Origin of the sequence: Salinicoccus sp. ID82-1, assembly GCF_021991715.1 — a bacterium.
GTDB lineage: Bacteria > Bacillota > Bacilli > Staphylococcales > Salinicoccaceae > Salinicoccus > Salinicoccus cyprini.
Map to the genome: position 1 here is coordinate 22,907 of NZ_JAGFLY010000003.1, position 24,153 is coordinate 47,059.

The 24,153-nt window shown below is 45.9% G+C and carries 16 protein-coding genes; 4 read left to right on the forward strand and 12 right to left on the reverse strand.

All coding sequences use genetic code 11. The features are described 5' to 3' along the window. Positions 1-61: 61 nt before the first annotated feature. Positions 62-2,086 (reverse strand): acyltransferase family protein, encoded by a 2,025-nt coding sequence (locus J4760_RS07955; RefSeq protein WP_237605357.1) that lies wholly within the window; start codon positions 2,084-2,086, stop codon positions 62-64. Between the two features lie 338 nt (positions 2,087-2,424). Between J4760_RS07955 and J4760_RS07960 the strand changes: the two genes are divergently transcribed. The 3 genes from J4760_RS07960 to J4760_RS07970 are packed head-to-tail and all read left to right on the forward strand — an operon-like array spanning position 2,425 to position 3,850. Beyond that, a complete protein-coding gene (locus J4760_RS07960; RefSeq protein WP_237605358.1) occupies positions 2,425-2,721 on the forward strand; it encodes an acyltransferase family protein in 297 nt (98 codons plus the stop codon). A gap of 51 nt (positions 2,722-2,772) precedes the next feature. Then, on the forward strand, positions 2,773-3,390 hold the full coding sequence (locus J4760_RS07965; RefSeq protein ID WP_237605359.1) for an acyltransferase family protein: 618 nt from the start codon (positions 2,773-2,775) through the stop codon (positions 3,388-3,390). After that, on the forward strand, positions 3,275-3,850 hold the full coding sequence (locus J4760_RS07970; RefSeq protein WP_237605556.1) for an SGNH hydrolase domain-containing protein: 576 nt from the start codon (positions 3,275-3,277) through the stop codon (positions 3,848-3,850). Before J4760_RS07965 ends, J4760_RS07970 begins: the two co-directional genes overlap by 116 nt. A gap of 39 nt (positions 3,851-3,889) precedes the next feature. Here the strand turns inward: J4760_RS07970 and J4760_RS07975 are convergent, their stop codons facing one another. The 10 genes from J4760_RS07975 to J4760_RS08020 form a co-directional block, all read right to left on the reverse strand. Next, entirely contained in the window at positions 3,890-4,903 is a 1,014-nt protein-coding gene (locus tag J4760_RS07975) for a hypothetical protein (protein ID WP_237605360.1), read from the reverse strand. A 67-nt stretch (positions 4,904-4,970) separates the two neighbouring features. Then, positions 4,971-6,224, reverse strand: coding sequence for a nucleotide sugar dehydrogenase (locus J4760_RS07980; RefSeq protein ID WP_237605361.1), 1,254 nt, complete (start codon positions 6,222-6,224; stop codon positions 4,971-4,973). Between the two features lie 91 nt (positions 6,225-6,315). Beyond that, the gene (locus J4760_RS07985) at positions 6,316-7,149 is read right to left on the reverse strand and encodes an alpha/beta hydrolase (protein WP_237605362.1); all 834 of its coding nucleotides are present in this window, start codon (positions 7,147-7,149) and stop codon (positions 6,316-6,318) included. A 14-nt stretch (positions 7,150-7,163) separates the two neighbouring features. Then, positions 7,164-9,014 (reverse strand): hypothetical protein, encoded by a 1,851-nt coding sequence (locus J4760_RS07990; protein WP_237605363.1) that lies wholly within the window; start codon positions 9,012-9,014, stop codon positions 7,164-7,166. A 24-nt stretch (positions 9,015-9,038) separates the two neighbouring features. Next, positions 9,039-9,950, reverse strand: coding sequence for an ABC transporter ATP-binding protein (locus J4760_RS07995; RefSeq protein ID WP_237605364.1), 912 nt, complete (start codon positions 9,948-9,950; stop codon positions 9,039-9,041). 23 nt (positions 9,951-9,973) lie between these two features. Beyond that, a complete protein-coding gene (locus tag J4760_RS08000; protein WP_237605365.1) occupies positions 9,974-11,260 on the reverse strand; it encodes a glycosyltransferase in 1,287 nt (428 codons plus the stop codon). 11 nt (positions 11,261-11,271) lie between these two features. Then, on the reverse strand, positions 11,272-13,257 hold the full coding sequence (locus tag J4760_RS08005) for an acyltransferase family protein (RefSeq protein ID WP_237605366.1): 1,986 nt from the start codon (positions 13,255-13,257) through the stop codon (positions 11,272-11,274). Between the two features lie 99 nt (positions 13,258-13,356). After that, positions 13,357-15,981: a glycosyltransferase gene (locus tag J4760_RS08010; RefSeq protein ID WP_237605367.1), complete on the reverse strand. Its 2,625-nt coding sequence runs from the start codon at positions 15,979-15,981 to the stop codon at positions 13,357-13,359. Further along, on the reverse strand, positions 15,981-16,904 hold the full coding sequence (locus J4760_RS08015) for a hypothetical protein (RefSeq protein ID WP_237605368.1): 924 nt from the start codon (positions 16,902-16,904) through the stop codon (positions 15,981-15,983). Before J4760_RS08015 ends, J4760_RS08010 begins: the two co-directional genes overlap by 1 nt. Positions 16,905-16,919: 15 nt before the next feature. Continuing rightward, positions 16,920-17,729 (reverse strand): ABC transporter permease, encoded by an 810-nt coding sequence (locus J4760_RS08020; protein ID WP_237605369.1) that lies wholly within the window; start codon positions 17,727-17,729, stop codon positions 16,920-16,922. A 289-nt stretch (positions 17,730-18,018) separates the two neighbouring features. On the opposite strand from J4760_RS08020, the gene J4760_RS08025 reads away from it, so the two are divergent. Then, complete coding sequence (locus J4760_RS08025) at positions 18,019-22,809, forward strand: N-acetylmuramoyl-L-alanine amidase (RefSeq protein ID WP_237605370.1); 4,791 nt, start codon at positions 18,019-18,021, stop codon at positions 22,807-22,809. 36 nt (positions 22,810-22,845) lie between these two features. Here J4760_RS08025 and J4760_RS08030 read toward each other — a convergent pair whose 3' ends face one another. After that, on the reverse strand, positions 22,846-24,015 hold the full coding sequence (locus J4760_RS08030; protein ID WP_237605371.1) for a glycosyltransferase: 1,170 nt from the start codon (positions 24,013-24,015) through the stop codon (positions 22,846-22,848). Positions 24,016-24,153: the final 138 nt, after the last annotated feature.

Below are 24,153 nucleotides of genomic sequence, written 5' to 3' on the forward strand. Positions count from 1 at the left end.
AAAATTCCGAGGAAGCCTTTTGTGATCAGAACTTCCTCAGAACTCGTGCAGAATCAGATTTCTAGCGCTTTGTACTTTTCAGTTTCTCCACCAGATCCTCTCTGACGATGGGACCCAGAGACTCGGCATAGCTTCTCGACATATGGAATCCGTCGAAGTAGACGATCCGTTTCCCGATGATTGCTGGACATGTATCATCCGGGCAGAAGTACTCGGAGTAGTCATATTCGGTGACATTGGATGGTTTATTTTCCACCCTGTCCCATTTGCTTGGCATGGGCACGTATTCCTCCGCAACAATCGAACATTCTTCATGCTCTATATTTGCAGGATCTGCACACACATTCATATCGAACAGCGGACGCGGGTTGTTCCGTATGCCGAATATTTCAAGACCGTGGGTATCGAATTCTCTGTACAGCTCCACCCGCTCAGGCTCGACGACCGGGGAAGTCGGTATGCCGATATCCGTATTGACGATGACCAGATCAGGAGCGAGTTCGATGACCTTCTCCTTGGCCATCTGGTTCCACTCGGGACACTCCTCCGACATATCTTCTCCTGTGCCTGTGCCGTTGAAACGGCAGCTTATTTTAGTGATGTTGTATATCTTGATCTTTTCCTCTTCTGCGAAAGTTTGTATGGTGCTCAGCCAAGGGACAACATGTGATCCGCCCACCAGCACCACTTCGTATTCCGGATTCTCCAGTTCCCCGTATTCACATACCGGCAATTCTTCCTGACCCTCTTCATGGTGGCATCCGACTTCGTAGGTGATCGCCATATTGATATCCAGGTTCGCAGGACTCGGCAGCAATTCCGTATTTTCATCATAGGAGATGTCGAGATCATTCACTATGGCCAGCGCTCCTGGAAATTCCTCCGATCCCTCGGCAGTACTTGCAGCCACATCCTCCTTGATGGAACCACTCCATAGTGTATTGGCAACGAAAACAGGAACAGCCACTATGACCAGCGCGGCAATTGCTTTCGAATGGTAGCGATTCTTTTCCTTGATGCTCCTTATCGGCTTCTCGATGATAGTTGTCACTGCAAAGGACAGCATGAACGATGCGAGAATGATCAGGATGCCATGGTGGACCGGTACATTTCTCGTTTCCATCACGGCATAATAGAATGCCAGTATCGGCCAATGCCATAAATACAGCCCATATGAATAGCCGCCAAGTTTCATCATCGGTTTTGAGCCGAGGAACTTCTCCACCCCGAACCTTGTCGGGTTCTGTCCGGCAGCGAGGACCAGGATGGCTGCCAGTACCGGCCAGAAGGCGATGAGTCCCGGGAACTGCCCACCCACATCAAGCAAGAGACCACAGCTGATCAGAGCGATGAAGCCGAGCCACCCCGCTGCACTGCTCAATGCACTTGAAAGCCTGATTCTTGTAATGAATAGGAACAATATGCCGCCAAGTGCGAACTCCCATACTCTCGCACCCGTGTCGAAATATGCCCACGGCTGGTTTGTCGCTGTAATATGGACCGAGTAGCTGAGAGAGGCGAGCGTCAGCACCGCCAGAATGATGAATAGCGTCTTTCTGATGTTTCTAGTGAACTTCTGGCTGATCCAGAGTGCAGAAATGATGATGAAGAACCAGATGATATAGAATTGTCCCTGGATGCTCATCGCCCAGAAATGCTGCACCGGACTCTTTTCATTGGTCTGATCCAGGTAATCAGTATTCGATAAGGCAAGCTGCCAGTTTTCGTAATAGAAGAGTGACGCAAATACTTCCCCTATCGTCTGGTTCCATTGCGTCTCGGGCAACAGGAAGTAGCTGGCTATGATGACGGTGAACAGTACAATCAGCGCCGCAGGGAGCAATCGTTTTGCGAGTCCCAGTATGAAGTCGAAGAAATTGACTGTACCATTCTTCCCTGCTTTGGATAATAGGGAAGCTGTAATAAGAAAACCGGATACGACAAAGAATACATCCACGCCACCAGATACCCTCTGCATCCATATGTGGTAGATCGCAACAAGTAGGGCTGCGACAATACGCAAACCTTCAATTTCCGGTCTGAACTGCTTTTGCTGCATGTCCAACTGCACATTTGATTTTGACATAATATGACCTTCTTTAAAGTTTTCTATAAACTCGATCTGTCATTATATCGTCGACTGGAAATTCAGCATCACTGTTATATGGAATTCAATTATGGCCCTTGGCTTGCCATCCTTCAATTACATATTTTTAAATATTTTGAAAAATGTAATATGTTATTTTTATAATATAGAATAATGTGTGAGGTGGCAACTGTAAGTTCAAAAGAAATCATTTGGTAATGCTATATGATTTTTACATATATTGACGTATAATGAACAATTGAATTTCAATATAGGAGACGCTTCCATGTATAAGACCATAGATCTAGAAAAAAAAATTCCGTCCTGAAATTGAAGGTTTGCGCATCATTGCTGTACTGCTTGTTGCAATCTACCATATATGGTTCGGTCGCATATCTGGTGGTGTAGATGTTTTCTTCGTCATCTCAGGCTTCCTGATCACTACATCCATAATTTCCCGCTACAATAAAACTGGAGAATTCAAGTTCTTTCCATACATATCCAATCTGTTGAAGCGACTGCTGCCCTCGGTTCTGACAGTCGTACTGGCTATCATTGCACTGAGTATATTCTTACTGCCAAGAACTATACTAGAAAAGACATTCAATGAAACCATTGCTTCACTGCTCTACTAACAGAATTGGCAGCTGGCCCTGTCCAGTACTGATTATCTGGACCGTGAGCAGATGAAAACGCCTCTGGAACACTTTTGGGCGATGTCCATCCAGGGGCAGTTCTATCTGATCTGGTTCATTGTCTTCACATTCATTTTCTTTATCTTAAGAAGGAAAATCGATTGGAATGGACGCAAACTGATCAATACGACCCTTGGCCTGACGTTCATCATTTCTCTCAGCTACTCGATATATCTCACCGAAGTGAACCAGCCATGGGCATATTTTGATGTCAGTACAAGGGTGTGGGAGTTTTCTCTCGGCGGTCTTCTGGCAGTAAATTTATCTAGAATTACAATACCAGGCGTACTTGGGGATATTACCGGCTGGTTTGGCCTGATCGGCCTGGTTCTGACAGGCATCATTTTCGAGGTATCCTCCATGTTTCCAGGTTACATTGCTCTATGGCCGATGCTCTGTGCAGTTGGTATCCTTTTGTCAGGCAACATGGATACGAAGTACGGCGTAAAGTCCTTCCTTTGTCCTTGCGGGGAGTTCCCATTCTGCCCACTGGCTGGGTGCGCTACAGCAATTTTCAGAAGAGGAGAAGATAAGAATCATCAATATGACTCAGCTTGGAAGCCGCTTTTCTACCACTCATCCGGATGGTCCCCAGCAGGAGTGGAATGAAAATGCTATCGAGTATCTGAGAGAGAACAGACAGCATATAGATCTGGTTGTTGCCACTGCTGACATCGGTCTTGCCAATTATACGGAAGTCCCAGAAGGCATGCGAAAACAATTGAACAGGATAGGTGACGACATCGGTATTCCTGTTCTCGCCATACGCGACAATCAACGTTTTGGATTCAATATACCTGAATACCTTGATCAGTACGGCTACAAGTCGACTAAAGAGAAGATGCTGAGCGTCGAGACGATCAGTGAAACCATGCCATGGTCGCTTGTCGAAAATAAATCACCGAATGTCCATCCGGTGGACTATACGGAATACTTCAAGGTCGATGGTGAATATGAACCGATTATCGGTAATGTTCTGATCTACTATGATGGAGGCCATATCAATAACACCTACTCCTCAACAATGGGCCCGATATTGAAAGAGGACGTCATGAATATTGTCGAATAGAAAGAAAGCGCAGGGATATATAAGCATATCCCTACGCATTTATTTTACAATGTAATCTTCAATCTGGACCTTTTCGCCATTCACCCGGAGGAATACTTTTACGGACCTGATATCTTCGTATCTGACTGAAACCATGTGCTTTTGTTCAGTGTTATACATTATCTTCTCAATCTTTCTATCCTTCTTGTATACGTATATTGCCCAGTCCATGTTGTCGGTCTTATTCTTTATTTTTACATCTATTTCCGTGCCATCATTCTTCTTTTTGACGCCAGGTCTTTCCAGAAATGCATTCGCTGTAATTTCTTCCACTTTCCTGATGAAATATTCGGGAAAATAGTTCATTACATTATCATGTCCCGCGTATGCTCTTAAGTCCAGTTCATACAGAATCCCCTGCTTGTCAAAGTGTCTGAGAAGCGGCACCATGTGCTCGCTGTAATGCAGGTCTCTGTTCCCGCCATGAAAATGGAACTGCGTCTGTGTATCATCTATAAGCAGTTTTTCACGAAATTTCCGGTCGAGTATTGCAGGTGCATCCGGTCCATCATGACCGACAATTCTAGTGAACAGCATCTTCTTAAGCTTATCATTCAAGGTGCTGATATAAGTTCCAACATCCAGTTGATTGGCTCCTGAAATGATATGACCCGCTCCTACAGCCAGTCCTATAAGCAACGCCCCAGTTCCCCCTTTTGAGGAACCTGCAAAAATAAGACGCTTCCTATCAATATTCATTTCCACAAGTTTCTCTTCTATGAGTCTACAGACGTCATCCAGATAACTGGTACTCCCTTCTGTCCCCATATAGTACACAGGCACATTATCCACCGAATCCTTGATGAACAGCTTATTGATATGTATATCATTCAGCGTACGCATATAGTTGTATCTGCCCGGTGACCCCTGTGTCTCCTTACCATTGAAGCCCGAAAGCACAACAATGAGATGATCACTATTCTCCTGTCTGTATTGAAGGTAGTCTATTTTATGGTTTTCACCCTTGTAGTGATGCTCATGCCTTTTTATATCGTTCTTGTAGTTTCTCAACATAACAGTATCACCTTTACTTTTGGATAGTATTCTAAAAAAAGGAGAAGCACTGCTTCCCCTTGAATAATCATAGTTTTTGAATGTTGCCGTAGGTGTAGTATTCAACTTCCTGGAAGTCATGCTTCATGACATTCTTCGTATCGAAGATGTACTTGTTCTTCATCGTGGAGAAGTCTGCGTCCGTCATATCCTTGAACTGGCTGTGGTCGCTCAGCACCAGTACGAGTGAGCTGTCTTCCACAGCTTTCTTGACGTCCTTCTCTACCCAATCCATCCTGACATGCGGATCATAGGCGACCACTTCGAGCCCTTCTTCTTTTCTGAGCAGCTCGTAGATGTCGAAAGCTGGGGATTCACGGATATCATCCACATCTCCCTTGTAGGTCAGACCGAATACCGTCACCTTCTTTCCATCCATTTTGGAAAGAATCTCTTTCGTATAGTCCACAACATATGCCGGCATGGAGTTGTTGATTTCCCTTGCCTGCTGGATCAATGGGGATTTGTCCGGTGCTTCTGCGATGATGAAGTATGGATCCACTGCGAGACAGTGGCCGCCGACACCCGGTCCTGGTGTATGCAGATTCACACGCGGATGCTTGTTCGCCATTTCTATGACTTCATGGACGTTGATATCGAGATGGTTGCAGATTTTCGCGAGTTCATTCGCAAGTGCAATGTTGACGTCCCTGTACGTATTCTCCATCAGCTTGGACATTTCGGCCGTCTTGGCATTCGTCTCAATCATTTCCCCTTTGACGAACGTGCCGTATACCTTCTTACCGGCTTCGACACACGCCGGCGTCATACCGCCGATGATGCGGTTGTTGTAGATGAGCTCTTCCATAATCTTGCCGGGCAGGACCCGCTCTGGACAGTGGACCAGGAAGATGTCTTCGCCTATTTTGAATCCCTGTTCTTCCAGATAAGGAGCAACATGGTCGTCCATTGTTCTTGGTGCGATGGTGGATTCGACAATGACCGTGTCTCCTTTTTTCAGTACGGGTACAATACTCTGTACGCCGGACATGACGATGGAGATGTCACAGGACTTGAATTCGTCATCGTTGTTCGGGGTCGGTACAGCGATGATATGGACATCTGCCGCCTCCGGCTTTGTGGATGCTTTAAACGTCCCTTGTTCGAGTACTTCCTCCAAAGCTTCCTGTAGGCCAGGCTCTTCGATATGGATCTGCCCGCCATTCAGCATATCCACTGCTTCCTGTTTGATGTCTACTCCGACCACTTCCACACCATGCTTCGCAAACATGATGGATGTCGGCAAGCCGATATATCCTAAACCTACTGTCGTTAATTTCATATTAGAATCCTCTTTCCAGTAATTATTATTATCATTAAGTATTATAGCAAATTCCTTATCGTTTTCAAATTCACATCATCTTCTGGTCTCGCTATACATGATAGTCGAGATCATCGACGAGAACACTGTGCAGAATACGTTCCGTACCCGCCTTCGACAGCGGGCGGTGTCCGGCTTCAGCATCGAAATAGTGATGGACATACAACTGCGACATGTCCAGCCCGCCCGCCTCCATTTCTGCTATCAGGGGTTCCAAATGATTTCTCATATCGTGGAGGCAGAGTGTATTTTGAAAGTAGTGGATCCGTGGCACATTGCCATAGTGACTGAATGCCTCTGCAACCGACAAACGGTGTCCATACTGCTCCATCATGATTCCCCTATCCAGAATGCCATAAACATGGCGAATCAAAGGGTCCGATGATGTAGCATAGTATCTCAGTACATTCGTCTGTGGATTATTGACGATAGCAGTTGTGCCGGCCAGCATAGTGGCATACATCAGCGACATGAAACCACCGGCCGAAGAACCGTAGAAAAAGATCTGCGACCTGTCATACTTCAGCATTTCGGAGATTGTGTCGATAAGATTCGAGATGACCTCGAGGGCGAACTGGTCTCTTGTGCCCTGCCCCCATCCGAGTCTCAGGTCAGTACCATGCAGTGTCGGATCATCGATAAAGATGAGCGAGCCCGGCAGACTATCCGTCCAAGTACTCCGCATGAAGACCGGTGGACGTTTCTTTACAGGATTGATGGCTCCATTCGACATGACAAGCAGATGGTCCGTCCGCTTTCTGAGATAGAGCAGGAAATGGTAGGTCCTGCCTTCATGAAGCACTTCAAGCTGCGTCTGCCGATTGAACGGCAGCTTGACCTTTTTCAGCTCGGTACTTTGGACTGTCACTATTCTACTTTTCACCATATTTATCACATTCTTTATCTGATTGTTAGCGTACCTGCTTTATACCATGAAGAACGATCGAAATTCTTCACGTAGTGGTAGGAGATTTCCATTTCCTCACCGGCTTTCAAAGTTACGGCTTTTCCTCCGTGATAGTCGTTGATCGAGAATTTTTCACCATTCAGCGCGATGAAGATGTTCTGTGAAGTGTGATGATAAAAGCCTTCAAGCACAAGTGGTCTGTCGGACTCGTCTCTATTGGCCAGTGTCAGAGTAATCTCATCATCCTTCAATTTCGTCCCCTCAAGGGGCTTGATTTCAATATGATCCGCCTGTGCTGTCACTTCCAGGTTGCTGATGCCCCGGACATTGATGTTGCGATAGTTCAGTCCGACCAGAGCACGAGATGCAGAACCTTTGATCTGCTGCGCTTCGGTATTCTGCTGCTTCGCCACCTTGTCCTCTAATGTCTCATAGCGATTCGGAACGAAATAGTTCAGTATCGGCCAGGCGGTCGATATCACCTTATTGAAATAGGTCCTGTCTGCCCTTGCTTTTGTATCCAGGTACATGAACTGATTGAGCATATGACGGTTGTTGACAAAGACGAACGTCTCCAGCACATTGTCGGTCTCCTGGGTGATATTACTGTGCCAGTTGCCCATACGTGTCTCCCAGTAGAGCATGAGTGGGAGGTTGTAGCCATGGTCTGCCAATTCATCCATACTGTTTCTTTCTGCAAATGCCTGATACATATCCCGGAGCATCTCCCGCTCTTCCCTCAGCACTTTCGGTGCCCAGTTGGTGATGACACTGATCAGTGAATCCTCATCCTTGGCGTCATCATATTTCTCACTGAACGGCAGCTTGGCTATTTCATATAGGGTCGACTTTACATGGATGCCCCGTTTCTCGAATTCAAGATGCGTCAGATAACTCAGTGCATAAGAGTGGGAAGATGACACATTGCGGCCGATATGGTTTTCATAGTCCTTCGGCACTTCATAGTCATGAAAATAATAGTACATATGGTTGTCCTCGATATTGAGGTTGTACACCAGCCGGTCGACAAGGTCCTTGTCCTTTCTGTAAATCCGGCTGAACTGTGTATCCGGTGTGTTTTCAAGATCGATCATGTATGTGAAGAACTTTATCTTATCAATGATCGGCTTTGTGATGGCCAAAGAGACTTTCGAATCATAGCCTCCAGTCAGCGACTGGTAGATCAGCTCGTAGTTGCGATCCAGCCATTCCACCTGAGGCTGGTAGTAGCGCATGGTATTCTCGACCACTTCATCGACTTTTGCCTTGCGGCTGTCGGTTCTCGGGTAATGTCGCAGGTATTTTGAAGCCCCTATAGAATAATGCATGTTCGGATTCATTTTGTAGACCGACTGTGTCGAAGTATAGTCGAGGAAGCCGTTCATTCTGTAAACCTCGCCTGGAAGGTCGATCCCCTTTTCATTTCGGACGCTCTCCCTTACGAGTATCTCATGGGAACCAAAAATTTCACCATTCCAGTAGAATACCGGACGCATGCCGGTGGCGTCTGTATACAGCACCGTTTCAGCCCCATCATCCAGTACGAGTACGTACCGACCATTCAGGTAATCGATCCTTTCATGGAATGATGCAGTGTCCGATTCATAAAGGTCACAGAGCTCGGACAGAATGTCTACTTCATTCCGACTGCCATCAGAAATGTCCAGAATATAGCCGATCAGTATGATGCCGACGTTACCACTCTTCGCTTCACTGATCTCCGTCTTGTCGTCATGGTATAGTCGGGCAGCAGACAGATGCCTTTCATGTTCAAACGTCTCCCTTACCTTAGGAAGTGCGTTCTTTGATAAGATAAACGGTTTTCTTTGAAACTCACGATTCATACTATCATCCCCCTTGCGGCGCAATTAGAATATGTTCAGCTGATGCAGTACACTGTAGACGAACAGACCGAACACTGATACTGCAGGAATATAGCGGTAGAGTGGTCTTCTGTATTTCTTCACTTCCATCTGCTCGCTCCATTCCTGCTGCTTCTTGGTCATCCCGGACTTGTAGGAAAGCTGCTCTTCTTTTGTCATGTCCTTGAATTCACGGATGAACTTGACGTACTTACTGATGATTGGTGCCGCTTCGCCGTAGTCCTCTATCTCCCCATAATGGATCCACAGTGCCTTGTTGCACATCTTTGAGATCTGGGCTGCCGAGTGGGAGACGAAGAATATCGTCTTGCCCTCAGCCTGGAACTGCTTCATGCGCTCGATGCACTTGTTGGAGAATGTTTCGTCTCCGACCGACAGTGCCTCATCGACGATCAGTACATCGGGATCCGTATGGATTGCGATGGAGAAACCGAGTCTTGACCGCATACCACTCGAATAGGATTTGATCGGCTGCTTGATGAATTCCTCTCCCAACTCGCTGAAATCCACGATATCCTGATAGCGTACATCGATCACTTCTTCACTCATACCGTGCATCAGGCATTTCATACGTATGTTCTCTTCACCGGTCAGATCATTGTTCAGACCCGCATTGATTGCAATCAGGGAACTTCTTCCATTGATGCGGACCTTACCGGTGGTCGCTACTGTGACCTGGCCGAGCAGATCGGACAATGTTGATTTGCCGGAGCCGTTCAGTCCGATGATTCCGACGGAGTCGCCACTCTGGACCTCAAAATTAATGTCACGCAAGGCATAGTATGGCTTTTCTTTATAGAAATGTCCCAAAGTGAACAGTGATAGCAGCTTGGCTACTTTACTACGGTTCAAATCATAGACTTTTGATACATTTTCAACTTTGACTTTGTAAGTCATATATAAGACCTTCCTTCATACAGCTAGAGTTCTTTATACACCTGAAGAAGCTTATCTTTTTCGATATCCCAATTATACTTGTATTTCGCTTTTTTACAATTATCACTGAATGTTTTCCGCATTGCTTCATCCTCGACCATACGATTGACTGCATCAGCAATGGCGGATGGTTCGCTTGCATCTATCGAGAGACCCACTTGCTCGCCCTCGACGACACTTCTGATTTCGGGAAAATCACAACTTATGACAGGCACATGCGCCATCATGTATTCGAACAGCTTATTGGATGATGCCGAATAATGGTTGTAGTTGATGTTTTGCAGTACCTGGAACCCGAGATAGGCATTGCTCGTATAGGATGGCAATTCGGATAGATGGACTTTCGGCAAGAACTTGATACGGTCTGTGAGACCCATTTCCGCCACCATAGTTTCAAGCTCTGGCTTCTGCCTGCCATCACCCAGGAATACAAGTGTGCCTTCCTGAATCATGGGCATTGCCTGGACAAGGAGTTCAAGACCCCGCCCCGGCTGGACACCCCCTTGATACAGCAGTATCTTCTCTTCTTTGGGAAGGTCGAGTGTGTTGTGAAGATCTGCTTTTGGTCTTTCCTCTATATCAAACAGTTCCGAGTAGTTGTAGAGCGTATGTGGATAGTAGCCATACAGAGATTCATGTTTTTTAGCTCTCGTATGGTTCTCGACGATCGTCTCATCGACGAATGGAAGAAGTGCTCCCTCCCATCTGGCAATCATCTTTGGGTTGTATCCGGTACGGTCGGTCTGCACCTCATGGGAATCGTAGACCAATTTTTTTTGCCTGAACCTTGCTTTAGAGCAGATTACCCCCTGGGTCAGGGTGTTCAGATCATGTGCATGGTATATATCCGCATTCTGACGGTATCCTTTGATGATCATCTTTGTACTTCTGGCAAGCTTTATCAAATTACGCCTTGTACCATTATGCTTCACTGCACCATATGCAGTGGCGAGGAAGACGAAGTAGGTTGACATCAGTATCCAGGATTTATAGAAAAGGGCTGGAGCGACGATTGCCGTAATTCCAGCCACACTGATGACAAACTCTTTTTTGTTATTCTGATAGAGTTCGAGCAGCCAAGGATACATGGGTACGCGATGCACCCGGAAGTGGTCATTGACCACTTCAAAAGCTTTTGCACGCGGGTCCTTCTTATTCTCGATCGCTATAAGATTCACATCGTAGCCGTGCGCACTGAGCGTCACGCCTTCCCTCATGACACGGGCATCGTTGGTGAAATGGTTCCATACAAACATAGTCACTTTTTTCATTTTATCACCTATCAGGATTCTAGTACTTTCATCAGGTCTTCTCTTAATATCGGTGCGAAACTTTCAGCAAACGTCTGCGTCATATGGTCGTGGTCGTAATAGCCGATGACATTGCCGATGATCGGTCCACAAGTACCTTCTTCACAATAGTATTCATGATAGTCTACATATTGTACGTTTTCAGGTGGGTTTTCAAGTTTCTCCCACGCAGATGGGGTTGGATAGACAACATCCGCCTGGACAGAACAGTCCTCGTGATCCGCACCTTTGGCACTGATGCACTCTGGAATATCCTCATTGAAATAGGGTGTATCCCTGATCGCGAGCACTTTGATATCATTCTCCTGCAGACGGTTGAACTGATCCAAGTACCCTTCGGGCACTTCCGTTTCATCCGGACGAGCAATATCCGCAAGTGTCACTACTGCATCAACATCCGCTTCGACCAGCTTCTGGACTACGTTCTCGTTCCACTCATTGCAGTCTTCTGCACTGACAGGGTCAAGTGAGAAGCGGCATCCGCTTTTTGTCACATTAAGTACTTTGATGTTCTCTTCTTCAGCAAAGACTTTCACTGGAGAAGTCCAGTGCGTGGATTTCGATCCCCCCACCACCGCTACTACATATTCAGGGTTTTCAACATCGCCGTATTCACACAATTCAACTTCCGCTTCATCGATACCTTGCTGACATCCATTCGTGTAGGATTCCTCTTTGTCTTCCTTCACTTCGGACATTGCCGGTATCGGATCTTTCTCCTCGAATGATGCCTGATCGAACCCTTCAGCATTGACCATGACGCCAGGATAATCACTGCTGCCCGCAAGATTTGCGTTTGCGGACGACTGGTACTGGCTGATGCCGAACCATGTCCCGACAGCAATGATAAGTGCACCAATCAGTGCGAATATCGGTCTAAAAGCCTTTAATGTAAAATTGTTTCTCGAGATGTATCTGTTGATCGGATTCTCGATCAGATTCGTCGACAGGAAACTTAGAACGAGTGCAAGCAGAATGATGGCTATCCCGTGGATGACGCTGACATCCTTCGTATTAAATATAACATAATAGAAACTGAGCAGCGGCCAGTGCCATAAGTATAGACCGTAACTCAAGCCTCCAAGCTTGACCATTAGACGGCTGCCGAGGAACTTCTCCACACCGAGCCGGGTCGGATTCTGACCGGCAAGCATGACAAACACCGCTGCCATGACTGGCCATAGAGCCACATAGCTCGGGAAGCTGCCTTCAACATCGAGCAGCAGGCCTGTACTGATCAATCCTACAAGACCCACCCAGCCTATCACTGTGCTGATGATACCAGGGAGCTTGATTTTGAATATGAACAACATCAGTATGCCGCCGACCGCAAATTCCCATACGCGTGTCCGTGTATCGAAATAGGCCCATGGCTGGTTTACTGCGGTGAGATAGATCGAATACGCAAGTGAAGCTGCAAACAGTACAGCCAGTATCGTAAAGAATATCTTCTTAAAGTTCTTCTTCAGCTTCTGATGCAGGAAGATGGTCAAAGATATGATCAGAAACCATATGACATAGAACTGTCCCTGGATTGACATCGCCCAGAAGTGCTGGACAGGACTTTTTTCGTTGGTCTGATCAAGATAATCCGTCCCTATGACTGCCAGCTGCCAGTTTTCATAATAGAACAGGGAAGCAAGTATCTCCTTCATTGTATCAAAATGCCTGACTTCAGGCAGGATGAAATACCCTGCTACTGTAACAAAAAGGAGAACCGTCAGTGCATTTGGCAGCAGACGCTTCAGAAGCCCAAGGATGAAAGTTGAAAACTTGACGTATCCATCCCTGGCATACTTGGATAGAAGGGAGGTCGTTATCAGAAAGCCTGAAACGACGAAGAATACGTCCACTCCTCCTGAGACGCGCATCATCCATATATGATAGATCGCCACCAGAAGTGCGGCTATTATTCTGAGTCCCTCTATCTCGGGACGATATTGTTTTTTTATTTCCAATTTCTCTCACCTGACTTAATATACTGATTTGGTTTATAAACAGTTTAGACTTTATAGGATTCCCTATAAAGTCTAAACTGCTCTTGATTAGGGCCCCTATCAACCGTTATAGCCGACCTCGTTCTTCAGTTGTCTGATGGTTTCATCAAGTTCTTCACTCTTCGGTCTCGAATATCCATCATACAGACTGTATATATCTAGGAAACGGGTAATCGCTTCGTGTCGTTCTTCAGGCTTGATGCGGTCGAGACGTACAATGTACCAGCCTTTGACATAGAAGTTGAAGCGCTCCTGCATATATGTCTCGAGCAGGTTGTGTTTTTTCAGGAATGGAATGCGCTCAATTTCAAGTCGATAGTATTTATCGAAGAATTTCTTCCCGATCGTATTCGTCACCGAACCACTGACCGCTGCATAATACATGTGTACAAACGTGTCCACCGCCATCGCCTTATCGGAATACAGCATGAGTTCCTGGAAGAACATCGTATCCTGTCCAGCCGCGCCTTCAACCATTTTTATGCCATTTTTCTGTACCACTTCGGATTTGACGATGACCGCCTGGATGCTCTGGGCTCTTAAACCACTGTGTTTCATGAATTTATGTGTATCTTCTATATAGTATTGATCTCCGTTATATTTTCTCACGGTACTGGAATAGCGGAAGCTTGCCTTCCTATGATTGTCCTCCTTGATGATATTGCCTACTACCATATCGAGTTCTTCATACTCAAGCAGTTTATCGAGCAGATCGGCATATCCTTCTCCTGAAGCTTCATTATCAGGGTCAAGGTAGGTCATATACTTGGTCGGCACCATCTCAGCACCCTTATTACGTGGACGAGATGCGCTTCCTGAACCTTCTTCGAAAGCAAAGTAGCGGATATCCGGGTTGCGGCGGCGCAATCTATCGATGATCTTGATGGTCTCCTCATCCGTACTTCCATCATTGATGAAGATGATCTCCATCTTGTCGAAGATCGAAGATCTTGTCAGACTGCGGTAGCACTTGTCTTCAAGGTAGCGGCCGTTGTTATGGATCGGCACAATGACCGAAAGTAGTTTTTTAGGCCCATTCAAAGATCTCGGATATTCCTTCATGACCTCCGTCATCGGAATCATGTAACCCTGCGTACCGGCAGGCTCCAGATTCTCATCGAGTACATCGACATCGAACATGGTCAGTTCTTTGTCATGCCATCTGCTTGTATAATCATGCATGCCTGTAGCGGCCTTGGTGATGAAGTCCACATCAGTATAGACAAAACCTGACAGCAGATCCTCCAGATGATATTCCTCATAGATATATGCATCACTGAAATACGTCACAAAATCATATAGTTTCAGAACTTCGGATGTGATATCCGTCTTCTTCATCAGTGTTTTATTTGCATACATCTGCCTGTTGAAGTTTTCCTGTGCCAGTGCCGTCACTTCATCGACTGCAACCAATACTTCTTTTGCATTCAACTGCGTACTGATGCCGAAATTCCGGGCATACTGTCCGATGCGGTGGTATGCCGTATCATTCAGCATCACCTGGCGTATCCCTTTTGCTCTGATATCTTCATAGGCCGCTTCAGTGTGGTTTTTAAGCATCGGCATGACATCCTCTTTCAGGTTGACCATGAACAGATGCGGAAACTTGTTATTTACACCCATGCTGTAGTTTGTCAGCATAAGGTTGCCCATTGCCTGCAGTTCATACACGCGGTTTGCAAACATCGTTTCTGAGTATTTGACCGAATTGACATTGATGGCCCACCGGAAAAGCCGATGGGTATTCATCAGATCCTCATGCTGCATCGGATAAGTGAGATTTTCAATATATCCGGCAGGGAACTGGTAGCGCGTCCGTTTCAGGTGCAGATTCCTATCGATGATTGTCAGATCATAGCCGCTCTCTTTTGTACCGTCGAACATTTGGGCAGATTCCTTGTTTCTGACCGGATACTTCTTCGTCCAGCTGCCGGCGAAAATGACATGATCCTTATTTTTCTCAGCCATACTGGAGCGTGATCCTACAGGATTATGGTATTCCGGATTGACGCCGAACTCCATGACATACACCTTGTCATTGCTACAGTAGCTCTTGTACTCCTCCACCATCTCTTCTGCAGACGTATAGACCACATCACATTCCTTGGCAATATCCTTGAAAAGATCGTAGTTGACCGGATCCTCCTTTGAATAGAAGGCGACCGGAATGCCGAGATCCTTCGCATGCTGGATGAGTTCCATAAGACGCTCACGCTTCCCGCTTCTTGGGGAGGCAACCTGTTCCCAACTCTGATCAAGACCTTTCCATGTCGATGCGACAATGATGAAATCCAGGGACTTGCTCAATCCGCCGCCTTCCGAATTGATGTAATGGAAGTTTGCGACATCCTTATAGGAGTGGTATAGAAACTCATCACAGATGATGCCGATGTCGAGCTTCAGCTTTTCGAAGTAGCGCGACCCGTTACTTTTTCCGAGATCACTGAAATAGGGCGCAATTTCATTCAGAAAATCCACTTTGCCCTCCTGATCGAACTTTTCATAATAGTTATGTCGCGTATTGTACATCTTTTCGTTGCTCAGATGCTCTATCGCCCTCAAGTAGTCCTGGTCGAGGAGTTTTGTATAGAACTTCAGACGTTCCGACTTGTTCATTTCACTCAGACTCTGAACCTCTTTGTTCGAACCGGTCATTTCCTGATTGTCCTTCTTGAAGTCAGACATTACTTCGCCCTCCTTTTACGGCGTTCCCAGAGTTTAACCTGAAGACTGCCAAGCTTCGATTGCTTCAGGTTTTTATAGAGTGTTTCAATCCGCTGCAGACGTGCCTTGGCGTTATCTGCATCCTGCTCGAGCCTGATCTGCCTTCTCAACAGCCCGTCGATAATCGCTTTCGTCTTCTGACGCTCATCCACATAGTACTGGTGGGCATCCTCCTCTATGACCGGATTATCTGCACCGAGCTGGCTGAAATCATAGTCCACATCGGATTCATCCATCCATGAGACGAGTGAACCATGCTGAAGCTTCACAAGCTTGAGATCCGGGAAATAAAGGACAATCTGCGCTTCAAAGTCCTCTTCCCTTACCGGAAGTTCAACCGCGAAATTGGAATCCCTGAAGCGGCGGGCGTCCGATTGGACTGTACATGTATCATTCATGCTCCTGCCCTTCTGAAGATCCTTGCTCTCCACCAGACCGCGCAGGTTTCCTTTTATAAACAGCATCTCGAGTTTTTCCCCGTCAATTTCCACATAGGATTTTGAAGCAAACAGACGCCCTCTGAACTCGGTCATCATATCCATCGGGCCCATCACTGTTCTGTTGAATGGATGCGCAGTATAAGTCTCGAGATCGACTTTTACGGACTCTGTCGCTTTCGGATAGACATAGTGGGAATTCGCCACGCTTGTCCATCCTCTGATCTCTCCCCCATGCTTGAATAGTACATAGAAGGTATCGTTCATCTGTTTTACTGAAATCACCGTCACTAGACGATGATTGAATACACCGAGTGGCTGCTTTGTCTCTTCTATGTCGAATTCGTTGTATATATCCTGTTCAGGATCTTCATCCAGAACAAGCTGAAACACGTATGGATCCTGGAGAATCCTCTCCATCTTGCTCTTTAGCTGGGCGTTCATCATGTTCTCAAACCTTTCCTATAAGTAGTCGATGAGTTTATTTCTGAATCTGTAATGGATATGTACCCCAATGTACAATAGCAGCAGTGTAAGCGACCAGAAGTATAGATGGTCTCCGAAATCACCGTAGATTGGCGCTTCGGACAGTACAAACGCATGGCGGTAGTTCATTACAAGATATGCAAACGGATTGAATGCGGTAATTGTCTGCAGCACCGGATGTACACCATCAAGCGACCAGAAGATCGGTGTCAGGAAGAAGAACATCCGAATGATATTCTGCAGTACATTTTTCATGTCCCGTATGATGATGACAAGAGAAGACATGATAAGTCCGAATGCAAAAATGAAACTGTATGATGCTATCAGGAAGTATATGAAGCCAAGGTAATGGGTTGGCTCCGAGTAGCCATGCCAGAGACTTAGTACGATAATGAGCACCGTTGTCATCAGCAAATTGATGATGTTGTTCACAACCGCAATCGATATGAGTGTACTGGACGGAAACTTCATTTTTGTCACCAGGCTGAGCTGGCTCTGTATGGAGTTTGAAGCCGCATTTATTCCTTGCGACAGGAACAGCCATGGGAACAGACCTGATATCAGATGGATGATGAATGGGATATCGCCGACATCTCCTCTGACACCCCGCAGTCCCATTCCAAACACAATATAGTAGATCAGCACTTGCATTGCCGGCTGCAGTATATTCCAGAATACACCCAGGTAGTGGTTCGCATACTGGCTCTTGATCTGATAGATGCTGAGTTGCCAGATCAGATGGCGATGCACCCACTGCTCTCTTAAAATGTCGAAAATTTTCTTCATGCTAAGGCCTCGATTCAGTAAGCTTAAAAACATGTTTCTCGCTTATAATGATTAACATTCTTGTTGGTCCATTCGGAGAGCGGCTGCATTTCATGCAGCGACTGATGAAACCTAATGGATTTCCACTCGTATCATTATAATCTTTTCAAGTATGGATGTCATCCCATTACAAAATGAGTCCCACAATATTACAGTTATATTACTTTTTAATGAATTTGGAAAACTTTCTACCGAATAATATTGAAATCATTTAATATATTACATGTAATATATTTTTTAGGAGGTACAGATGAAATATAAAAATAGACTCATTGTTCCTACATTAATTTCCACTGCTCTTTTTGGTGCAGCATTGAACGCCGAAGCTGAAGAAATACCGAAGGAAGAAATGACACAAAATCATATAGATACAGTTGAAGAACCAGATGTCCCTGCAAAAAATGAAGAAACACAACCACTAGAGGACAAGGATACATATATAGAATCTGAAGATGCCTCCTTGGACGGCACAAGACAGGTTGAAGAAACAATTGAAACGGAAGCTGCAAGCGTTGAGACGCAGACAGTTGAAGCGACTGTCGAAGAGACAACTCCAGACACTGTCGAGGCATCCACGAATTCTGTCAATGATGAGGAAACCGTCGAGGTCCCCGTCGCAGAACCGTTTATAGAAACAGATGAAACGACTGCAGCCCCTGTTATCGAGGAAGTTCTACTAGAAGAAACAGTGGAAGAATCGACTGAAGAGACGGCAACTGATGATTCGGAAGCAACAGCCCCAGTCGAAGAACCGGTTGTCAAAAAAAATCCGGAAACGGAAGACGCGCAGGAAGAGACTTTGGAACCACCTGAAATGATCGTTGAAGATTCTGAAGAGCCTACATATCCTGCAGCAGATGCTCCAATCTCTGAAGAGAGTGAAGAAACACCTGAAGCAGTTCAGAACACAGAAGATGTAGTAGGCACTGAACCGGCCCAGGATGCCTCTTCCGAAGAAAACATTGAAGACGCACCTGATGAATCAGAAGAAAAATTTAAGAAAGAAATAGATCCCGAAATTGATACTGAAGAAAATGCAGAAGACGAAGCATCCGAAGAAAGCCGGACTGACGAAGCAGCAGAATTTGAAGATGACACTTCCGAAGAGGAAACAGACACTGTAGAAAAAGAGACAGACGACAAAGAGGGAGAAGCATCCGAGGAAAGCGTGAAAACTGATGAAGCAGAGACCCTTTCAGAGGAAGCTGTCTCCATTAAAGAAGATGCGGATGAAATCGTCGTAGATGAAGCACTTGAGACAGAACTTATTACAATGCTTTCAAAGTACGATATCGAGCCCGATTCATCCAGATCCTTCTTCAGATCTACAGCCACTTCATCCCGGATGACGCTTGCCCAAGCCATTACAAACATCAATGATTATATCGAGCAGAATAATTTTAAAGCACCCCGTATCACCTATAACCACATCGCCGGCCTGCCGAAGTATAACTACCGTAATGGTAAAGGCAAACCTGAAGGTGTCGTGCTTCACGAAACGGCAAACAACAATTCCACCATCCACGGTGAAATCAACTGGATGAGCAGAAATTATAGAAATGCATTCGTCCATGCTTTTGTTGATAAGGACAATATCATCCAAGTTGCCGATACGGATCACCTCGCATGGGGTGCCGGGCCGAACGCGAATCCCAGATTTCTTCATGTAGAACTCGTCAGACATGATAATACGCATGATTTTGCCAAATCCATCAACAACTATGCCGATTACATTGCGAATCTGCTGTACAAGTACAAGCTGCCGGTTGATAGTGCTGAAGCGGATGCAAAAGGTACACTATGGTCCCACAGTGCTGTATCCACTCACCTCGGAGGCACAAACCACGTGGATCCATATACGTACTTCAGCAAATTCGGCTACTCCTACCGTGATGTTGAAAAGCTCATTGAAGAGAAATATACGGATCTCTACAACAAGAAGACAGCACCTAAAGTAACGATGCCTGTTACAACTGAGGAAGCGGAATATGTAGGACGCATCCACAATGATAATAAAGGACTATATGCGAGTGTCACAGACGTCAAGACAGCTTCTGCAGATGACCACATCAATAAGACATTCTACGTTACCAGGAAGGCGACATACAACTATGATAACTACTATCTGGTGCAGAGTGATCTTGAGGACAGCTATGTCGGCTGGGTGCATGAAGATGACTTGAGGAAACTTGAAAGAACTGCCCCGTCAGAGTATAAAAAAGCCTTCTCTGTCAAAGATGCAAGCGGCTATTTCTTCGATACACCTTGGGGAACACCTACCCAAAGGGAAAGCCTGAAAGGCTACAGCTCCAAGAAGTTCGTTTCAGACCAGATTATGAAGATCAGCAACACCAATTATCTATTCGGCCAGTTCGACGGTAGATCCGGGTGGATCAAACTATCCGATCTGGAAGAGTATGTGCTTGCTGCACCATCACCTGAATCCAAAACACCTGTGGAGAGCATCAATGCAGCAAGATTCAAGGGTGCTGATCAGACTGTCGTATATAAATCATATAAGGATAAGTCAGGCACTGTACGTTCCCAATATAATGACTACACACTGTTTACCAAGCAGCGTGTAAACTACAATGGAAAACTTTTCTATTCACTCTACGATGGTGATAGCAACGCATTCGTTGGATGGGCGAAAGAAGACGATATGCACGTTTACAGCAAATCATCGGAAGTGAACCATAAAAAGGATTATGCCATCAAAGACCTGGATAATTCACTGCTCTCTGTAGCATTCGGTGACGACAAGCAGCAGATCAGCACCTTCCGTAACATCGGGTCCTACTTGTTCAGTGCACAGAAGAAGGTTTCGATTGGTGCACTTGATTACTACTATGGCAGTGTCGGAGACCAGACTGGATGGGCGCATTACAGGCATATCACACCATTAGAAGCAGTCAATCATAAAAGAGTATCCGATTCCAGTGCAGCACGCACACGAAGCAGTTCAAGTGATATGGTCTACTCCACGCCTTATTCCGTCAAGGGTGGTAAAAGCAAGTTTCTCGCAGATACCACTTTCTTTACAAAAGAAAAGGTATCATTCAAAGGGGATGACTATTATTCCCTCTACAACCCTGAAAATGACAAATTCATCGGCTGGATGAAGGGAGATGACCTTGCAACATATGATAGAACAGCTGAGAAGAAGCACGTGAAATTCTATGTCGTGGACAATCTTGATGAGCACCTGCTTGATGTTGCTTTTGGAGACAAAACACAGCGTGTCGATACTTACAGAAATACAGGATCCCAGCTGTTCACAGCCCAGAAGCATGTCAGAGTCGGCGCCCTCGACTACTACTATGGCCGGACAGGCGGAACCTTTGGGTGGGCACACTTTGCCCACGTCACACCACTGGATGAAGTACACCACGTCAGAACCAACGACACGAGTGCAGTCAGATTGAAGTCCAGCGGAGACAAGAAAGTAAAAGCTCTTCCTTATGACGTGGATGGTACCGTCAGCCAGGACTACATGGACAGGACATTCTATACTCGAGAAAGAATCGAATGGAAAGACAATACTGTATATTCCATCTATGATGCTGTGACAAACAAAGCAGTCGGATGGGCGAATGCGGAAGATCTGTCCATCTATGACATGTCTGAAGCAAAATCACATAATGTGAACTATATTGTAAACAATATTGATAAGCCGTTACTGGCAGCTGCATTTGGGGATGACAAACAGCAGATCGCCTCCTATCGGAAGGTCGGTTCCTACCTCTTTGAAGCAGAGAAGCATGTCCAGGTCGGAAGCCTGCACTACTACTACGGAAAAATCAATGGACAGTATGGATGGGCCCACTACAAGCATGTAACACCAGAAAGTGAAGTGGCAATCGACCGTAGAAGCAGTACCCATGCAGCCCGTATCGGTGCTTCTCTCGACGATGGTCTTTACACGTCCATCTATGATATTAAAGGTAAGCAGAATACTTCCATTACGAACAGTACTTTATTTACAAAAGAGAGAGTAAGATTCAACAACCGTGATTTCTATTCCGTATACAGCAATATCAATGATAACTTTGTCGGCTATGTAAGAGCTGAAGACATCAGTCTCAAATCGATGTCGACTCCAAAAGAACATAAGTCCAATTACCATATCATTAATGGCGAGAGCCATCTCATGGCTGTGCCTTACGGCTCATACAAGCAGAGAGTGGGTCAACTTGATGGTCTGAACAGCAATGACTTCAAAGCGGAACAATCCGTAGTAATTGATGGAACAACCTACTACTACGGACATGTCGGCAGCTATGCAGGCTGGGTAACAGCAGATAGTGTAGGAGAATATATTGTGAATACAATTCCATATAACAAAAGTCTGGAAGAGGTGCTCGATATACAGATGAGTCTGAGAGCAAAACCGCAGGCTTGGGTTTCCGGTGGCGGTTGGAGAGATGCGACACGTGATGAGGTCAGGTACTATCTTGATTCTGCAAATCACCAGTCGGATACTTGGAACTATACATTCCTGGATCTGAACCGTGCCCAGAATATTTCAAGTACAGAACTCAACAATAAACTGCTTGATGGCAAGGGTATTCTGGATAACCAAGGCCTGGCCTTTGTCAGGGCAGCAAACCAGTATGGTATAAACGAAGTGTATCTCATCTCACATGCACTTCATGAAACAGGTAATGGAACGAGCCAACTTTCCCAAGGGGTACGCCTGGACGAGAATGGCAATATCTCAGAAAATGGTACACTCTACTACAACATGTACGGCATCGGTGCCTATGATCACAACCCTGTCCTTGAAGGCGCACGCTACGCACAGCAGATGGGCTGGGATTCACCTTCCAAAGCAGTCACTGGAGGCGCACAGTTCATCTCAAGCGGCTACTTCAACCGCAACCAGACGACACTTTACGCAATGCGCTGGAACCCGTTGAATCCAGGTACCTACCAGTACGCAACAGATGTCAACTGGGCCTATGCTACGGCACGCAATCTTCAGAACTACTATGATCAGCTCGGCATCAATGGCCAGTACTTTACAAGATATACGTTCTAAACAAAAAATCGCGACTCATAACGAGTCGCGATTTTTTTACTTGTCTACTTTTCGATATACCCGCTTCAATACATCCTTCTCTTCATTCCAATTGTACTTCATTTTTGCTTTTTTCGTATTTTCCCTGAAGGACAGCCGCCAAGCGTCGTTTTCAATCAGCTTTTCGATGGCTGTCTTCAATGCCTGTGTACTTTCCGGTTCGACCGTCAGTCCGACCTGTTCCGATTCGATGACCGCTTCGATCTCCGGCAGTCTGGAACCGATGACCGGCACATGGGCCATGATATATTCGAACAGTTTGTTGGATGATGCCGAATAGTGGTTGAAGTTGGTGTTCTCGAGGAACTGGATGCCGATGTCGGCGGATTTTGTATAGCGTCTCAAATCTTTGTAGGGAACGCGTTCGATGAAGATGACCTTGTTCTCTATACCGAGGTGCTTGTGGTACTCGATCAGATTGAGACGCTCCTTGCCGTCACCGATCATGATGAGACGGGCGCCGTCGATGTCCTTGAAGGCATCCAGCAGCTTGAACAGTCCCCTCCCCTCCTGCATACCGCCCTGGTAGAGGACGATCTTCTCTTCTGGCCCGATACCATACTCTTCACGGACCGGATACGCTTCTACGTTGTCGATGTCATAGAGCTCCGAGTAGTTGTGCACCGGCGTCGGCCTACTTTTATACAATCGCTTATGATAGTTGGCGCGTGTATCGTTTTCGACGATGACATGATCGACGAATTTGAGCAGGAACCCTTCCAGCCGGTAGATCTTATCGAAAGAATAGTGGGTCCGGCTGGTCTGCACTTCATGGGAATCGTATATAAGCGGTTTTCTACTGAGCCGGAGCTTGGCGCTCGCAATGCCCTGCAGCAGTGTATTCAGATCATGGGAGTGGTAGATATCCGCATTACTTTGACGTCCAAGCATCATCATCTTGAACATTTCGAGCATGTTCGGCAGATGCTTTGTGAGTATTGTGGATTTTATTTTCTTCCGGATCCATTTCGGCAGCTCCACTTTAAGTGGCCGGTTGACATAGACATGGGGGGCCACGGTCTCGCTTGAAGCCAGATGCAGCTCATCCATCTCCTTCTTGGCGATGACTGTCACTTCATAGCCCGCTTCCGTCAGCGCTGTCGCCTCCCGGAGCACTCTCGCATCATTCACAAAATTATTCCATACAAACATTGTCACTTTCTTCATACGGCACCTCTTCTGGCTTTCATTGCTTCGTTTATTTCTTGTAGTACGTCTTCATATTCTATATGATTATATACAGTTTTGAAGTTTATGTGATGATTGCTCATATCTATTCCATTTTATGGCTCTCTCATATTATAA

What these genes read in the sequence shown, in the direction of transcription:
- J4760_RS07955 (WP_237605357.1), bottom strand. Translation starts at nt 2,086, where the DNA reads ATGTCAAAATCAAATGTGCAGTTGGACATGCAGCAAAAGCAGTTCAGA.
- J4760_RS07965 (WP_237605359.1), top strand. Translation starts at nt 2,773, where the DNA reads ATGAAAACGCCTCTGGAACACTTTTGGGCGATGTCCATCCAGGGGCAG.
- J4760_RS07975 (WP_237605360.1), bottom strand. Translation starts at nt 4,903, where the DNA reads ATGTTGAGAAACTACAAGAACGATATAAAAAGGCATGAGCATCACTAC.
- J4760_RS07980 (WP_237605361.1), bottom strand. Translation starts at nt 6,224, where the DNA reads ATGAAATTAACGACAGTAGGTTTAGGATATATCGGCTTGCCGACATCC.
- J4760_RS07985 (WP_237605362.1), bottom strand. Translation starts at nt 7,149, where the DNA reads ATGGTGAAAAGTAGAATAGTGACAGTCCAAAGTACCGAGCTGAAAAAG.
- J4760_RS07990 (WP_237605363.1), bottom strand. Translation starts at nt 9,014, where the DNA reads ATGAATCGTGAGTTTCAAAGAAAACCGTTTATCTTATCAAAGAACGCA.
- J4760_RS07995 (WP_237605364.1), bottom strand. Translation starts at nt 9,950, where the DNA reads ATGACTTACAAAGTCAAAGTTGAAAATGTATCAAAAGTCTATGATTTG.
- J4760_RS08000 (WP_237605365.1), bottom strand. Translation starts at nt 11,260, where the DNA reads ATGAAAAAAGTGACTATGTTTGTATGGAACCATTTCACCAACGATGCC.
- J4760_RS08010 (WP_237605367.1), bottom strand. Translation starts at nt 15,981, where the DNA reads ATGTCTGACTTCAAGAAGGACAATCAGGAAATGACCGGTTCGAACAAA.
- J4760_RS08015 (WP_237605368.1), bottom strand. Translation starts at nt 16,904, where the DNA reads ATGATGAACGCCCAGCTAAAGAGCAAGATGGAGAGGATTCTCCAGGAT.
- J4760_RS08020 (WP_237605369.1), bottom strand. Translation starts at nt 17,729, where the DNA reads ATGAAGAAAATTTTCGACATTTTAAGAGAGCAGTGGGTGCATCGCCAT.
- J4760_RS08025 (WP_237605370.1), top strand. Translation starts at nt 18,019, where the DNA reads ATGAAATATAAAAATAGACTCATTGTTCCTACATTAATTTCCACTGCT.
- J4760_RS08030 (WP_237605371.1), bottom strand. Translation starts at nt 24,015, where the DNA reads ATGAAGAAAGTGACAATGTTTGTATGGAATAATTTTGTGAATGATGCG.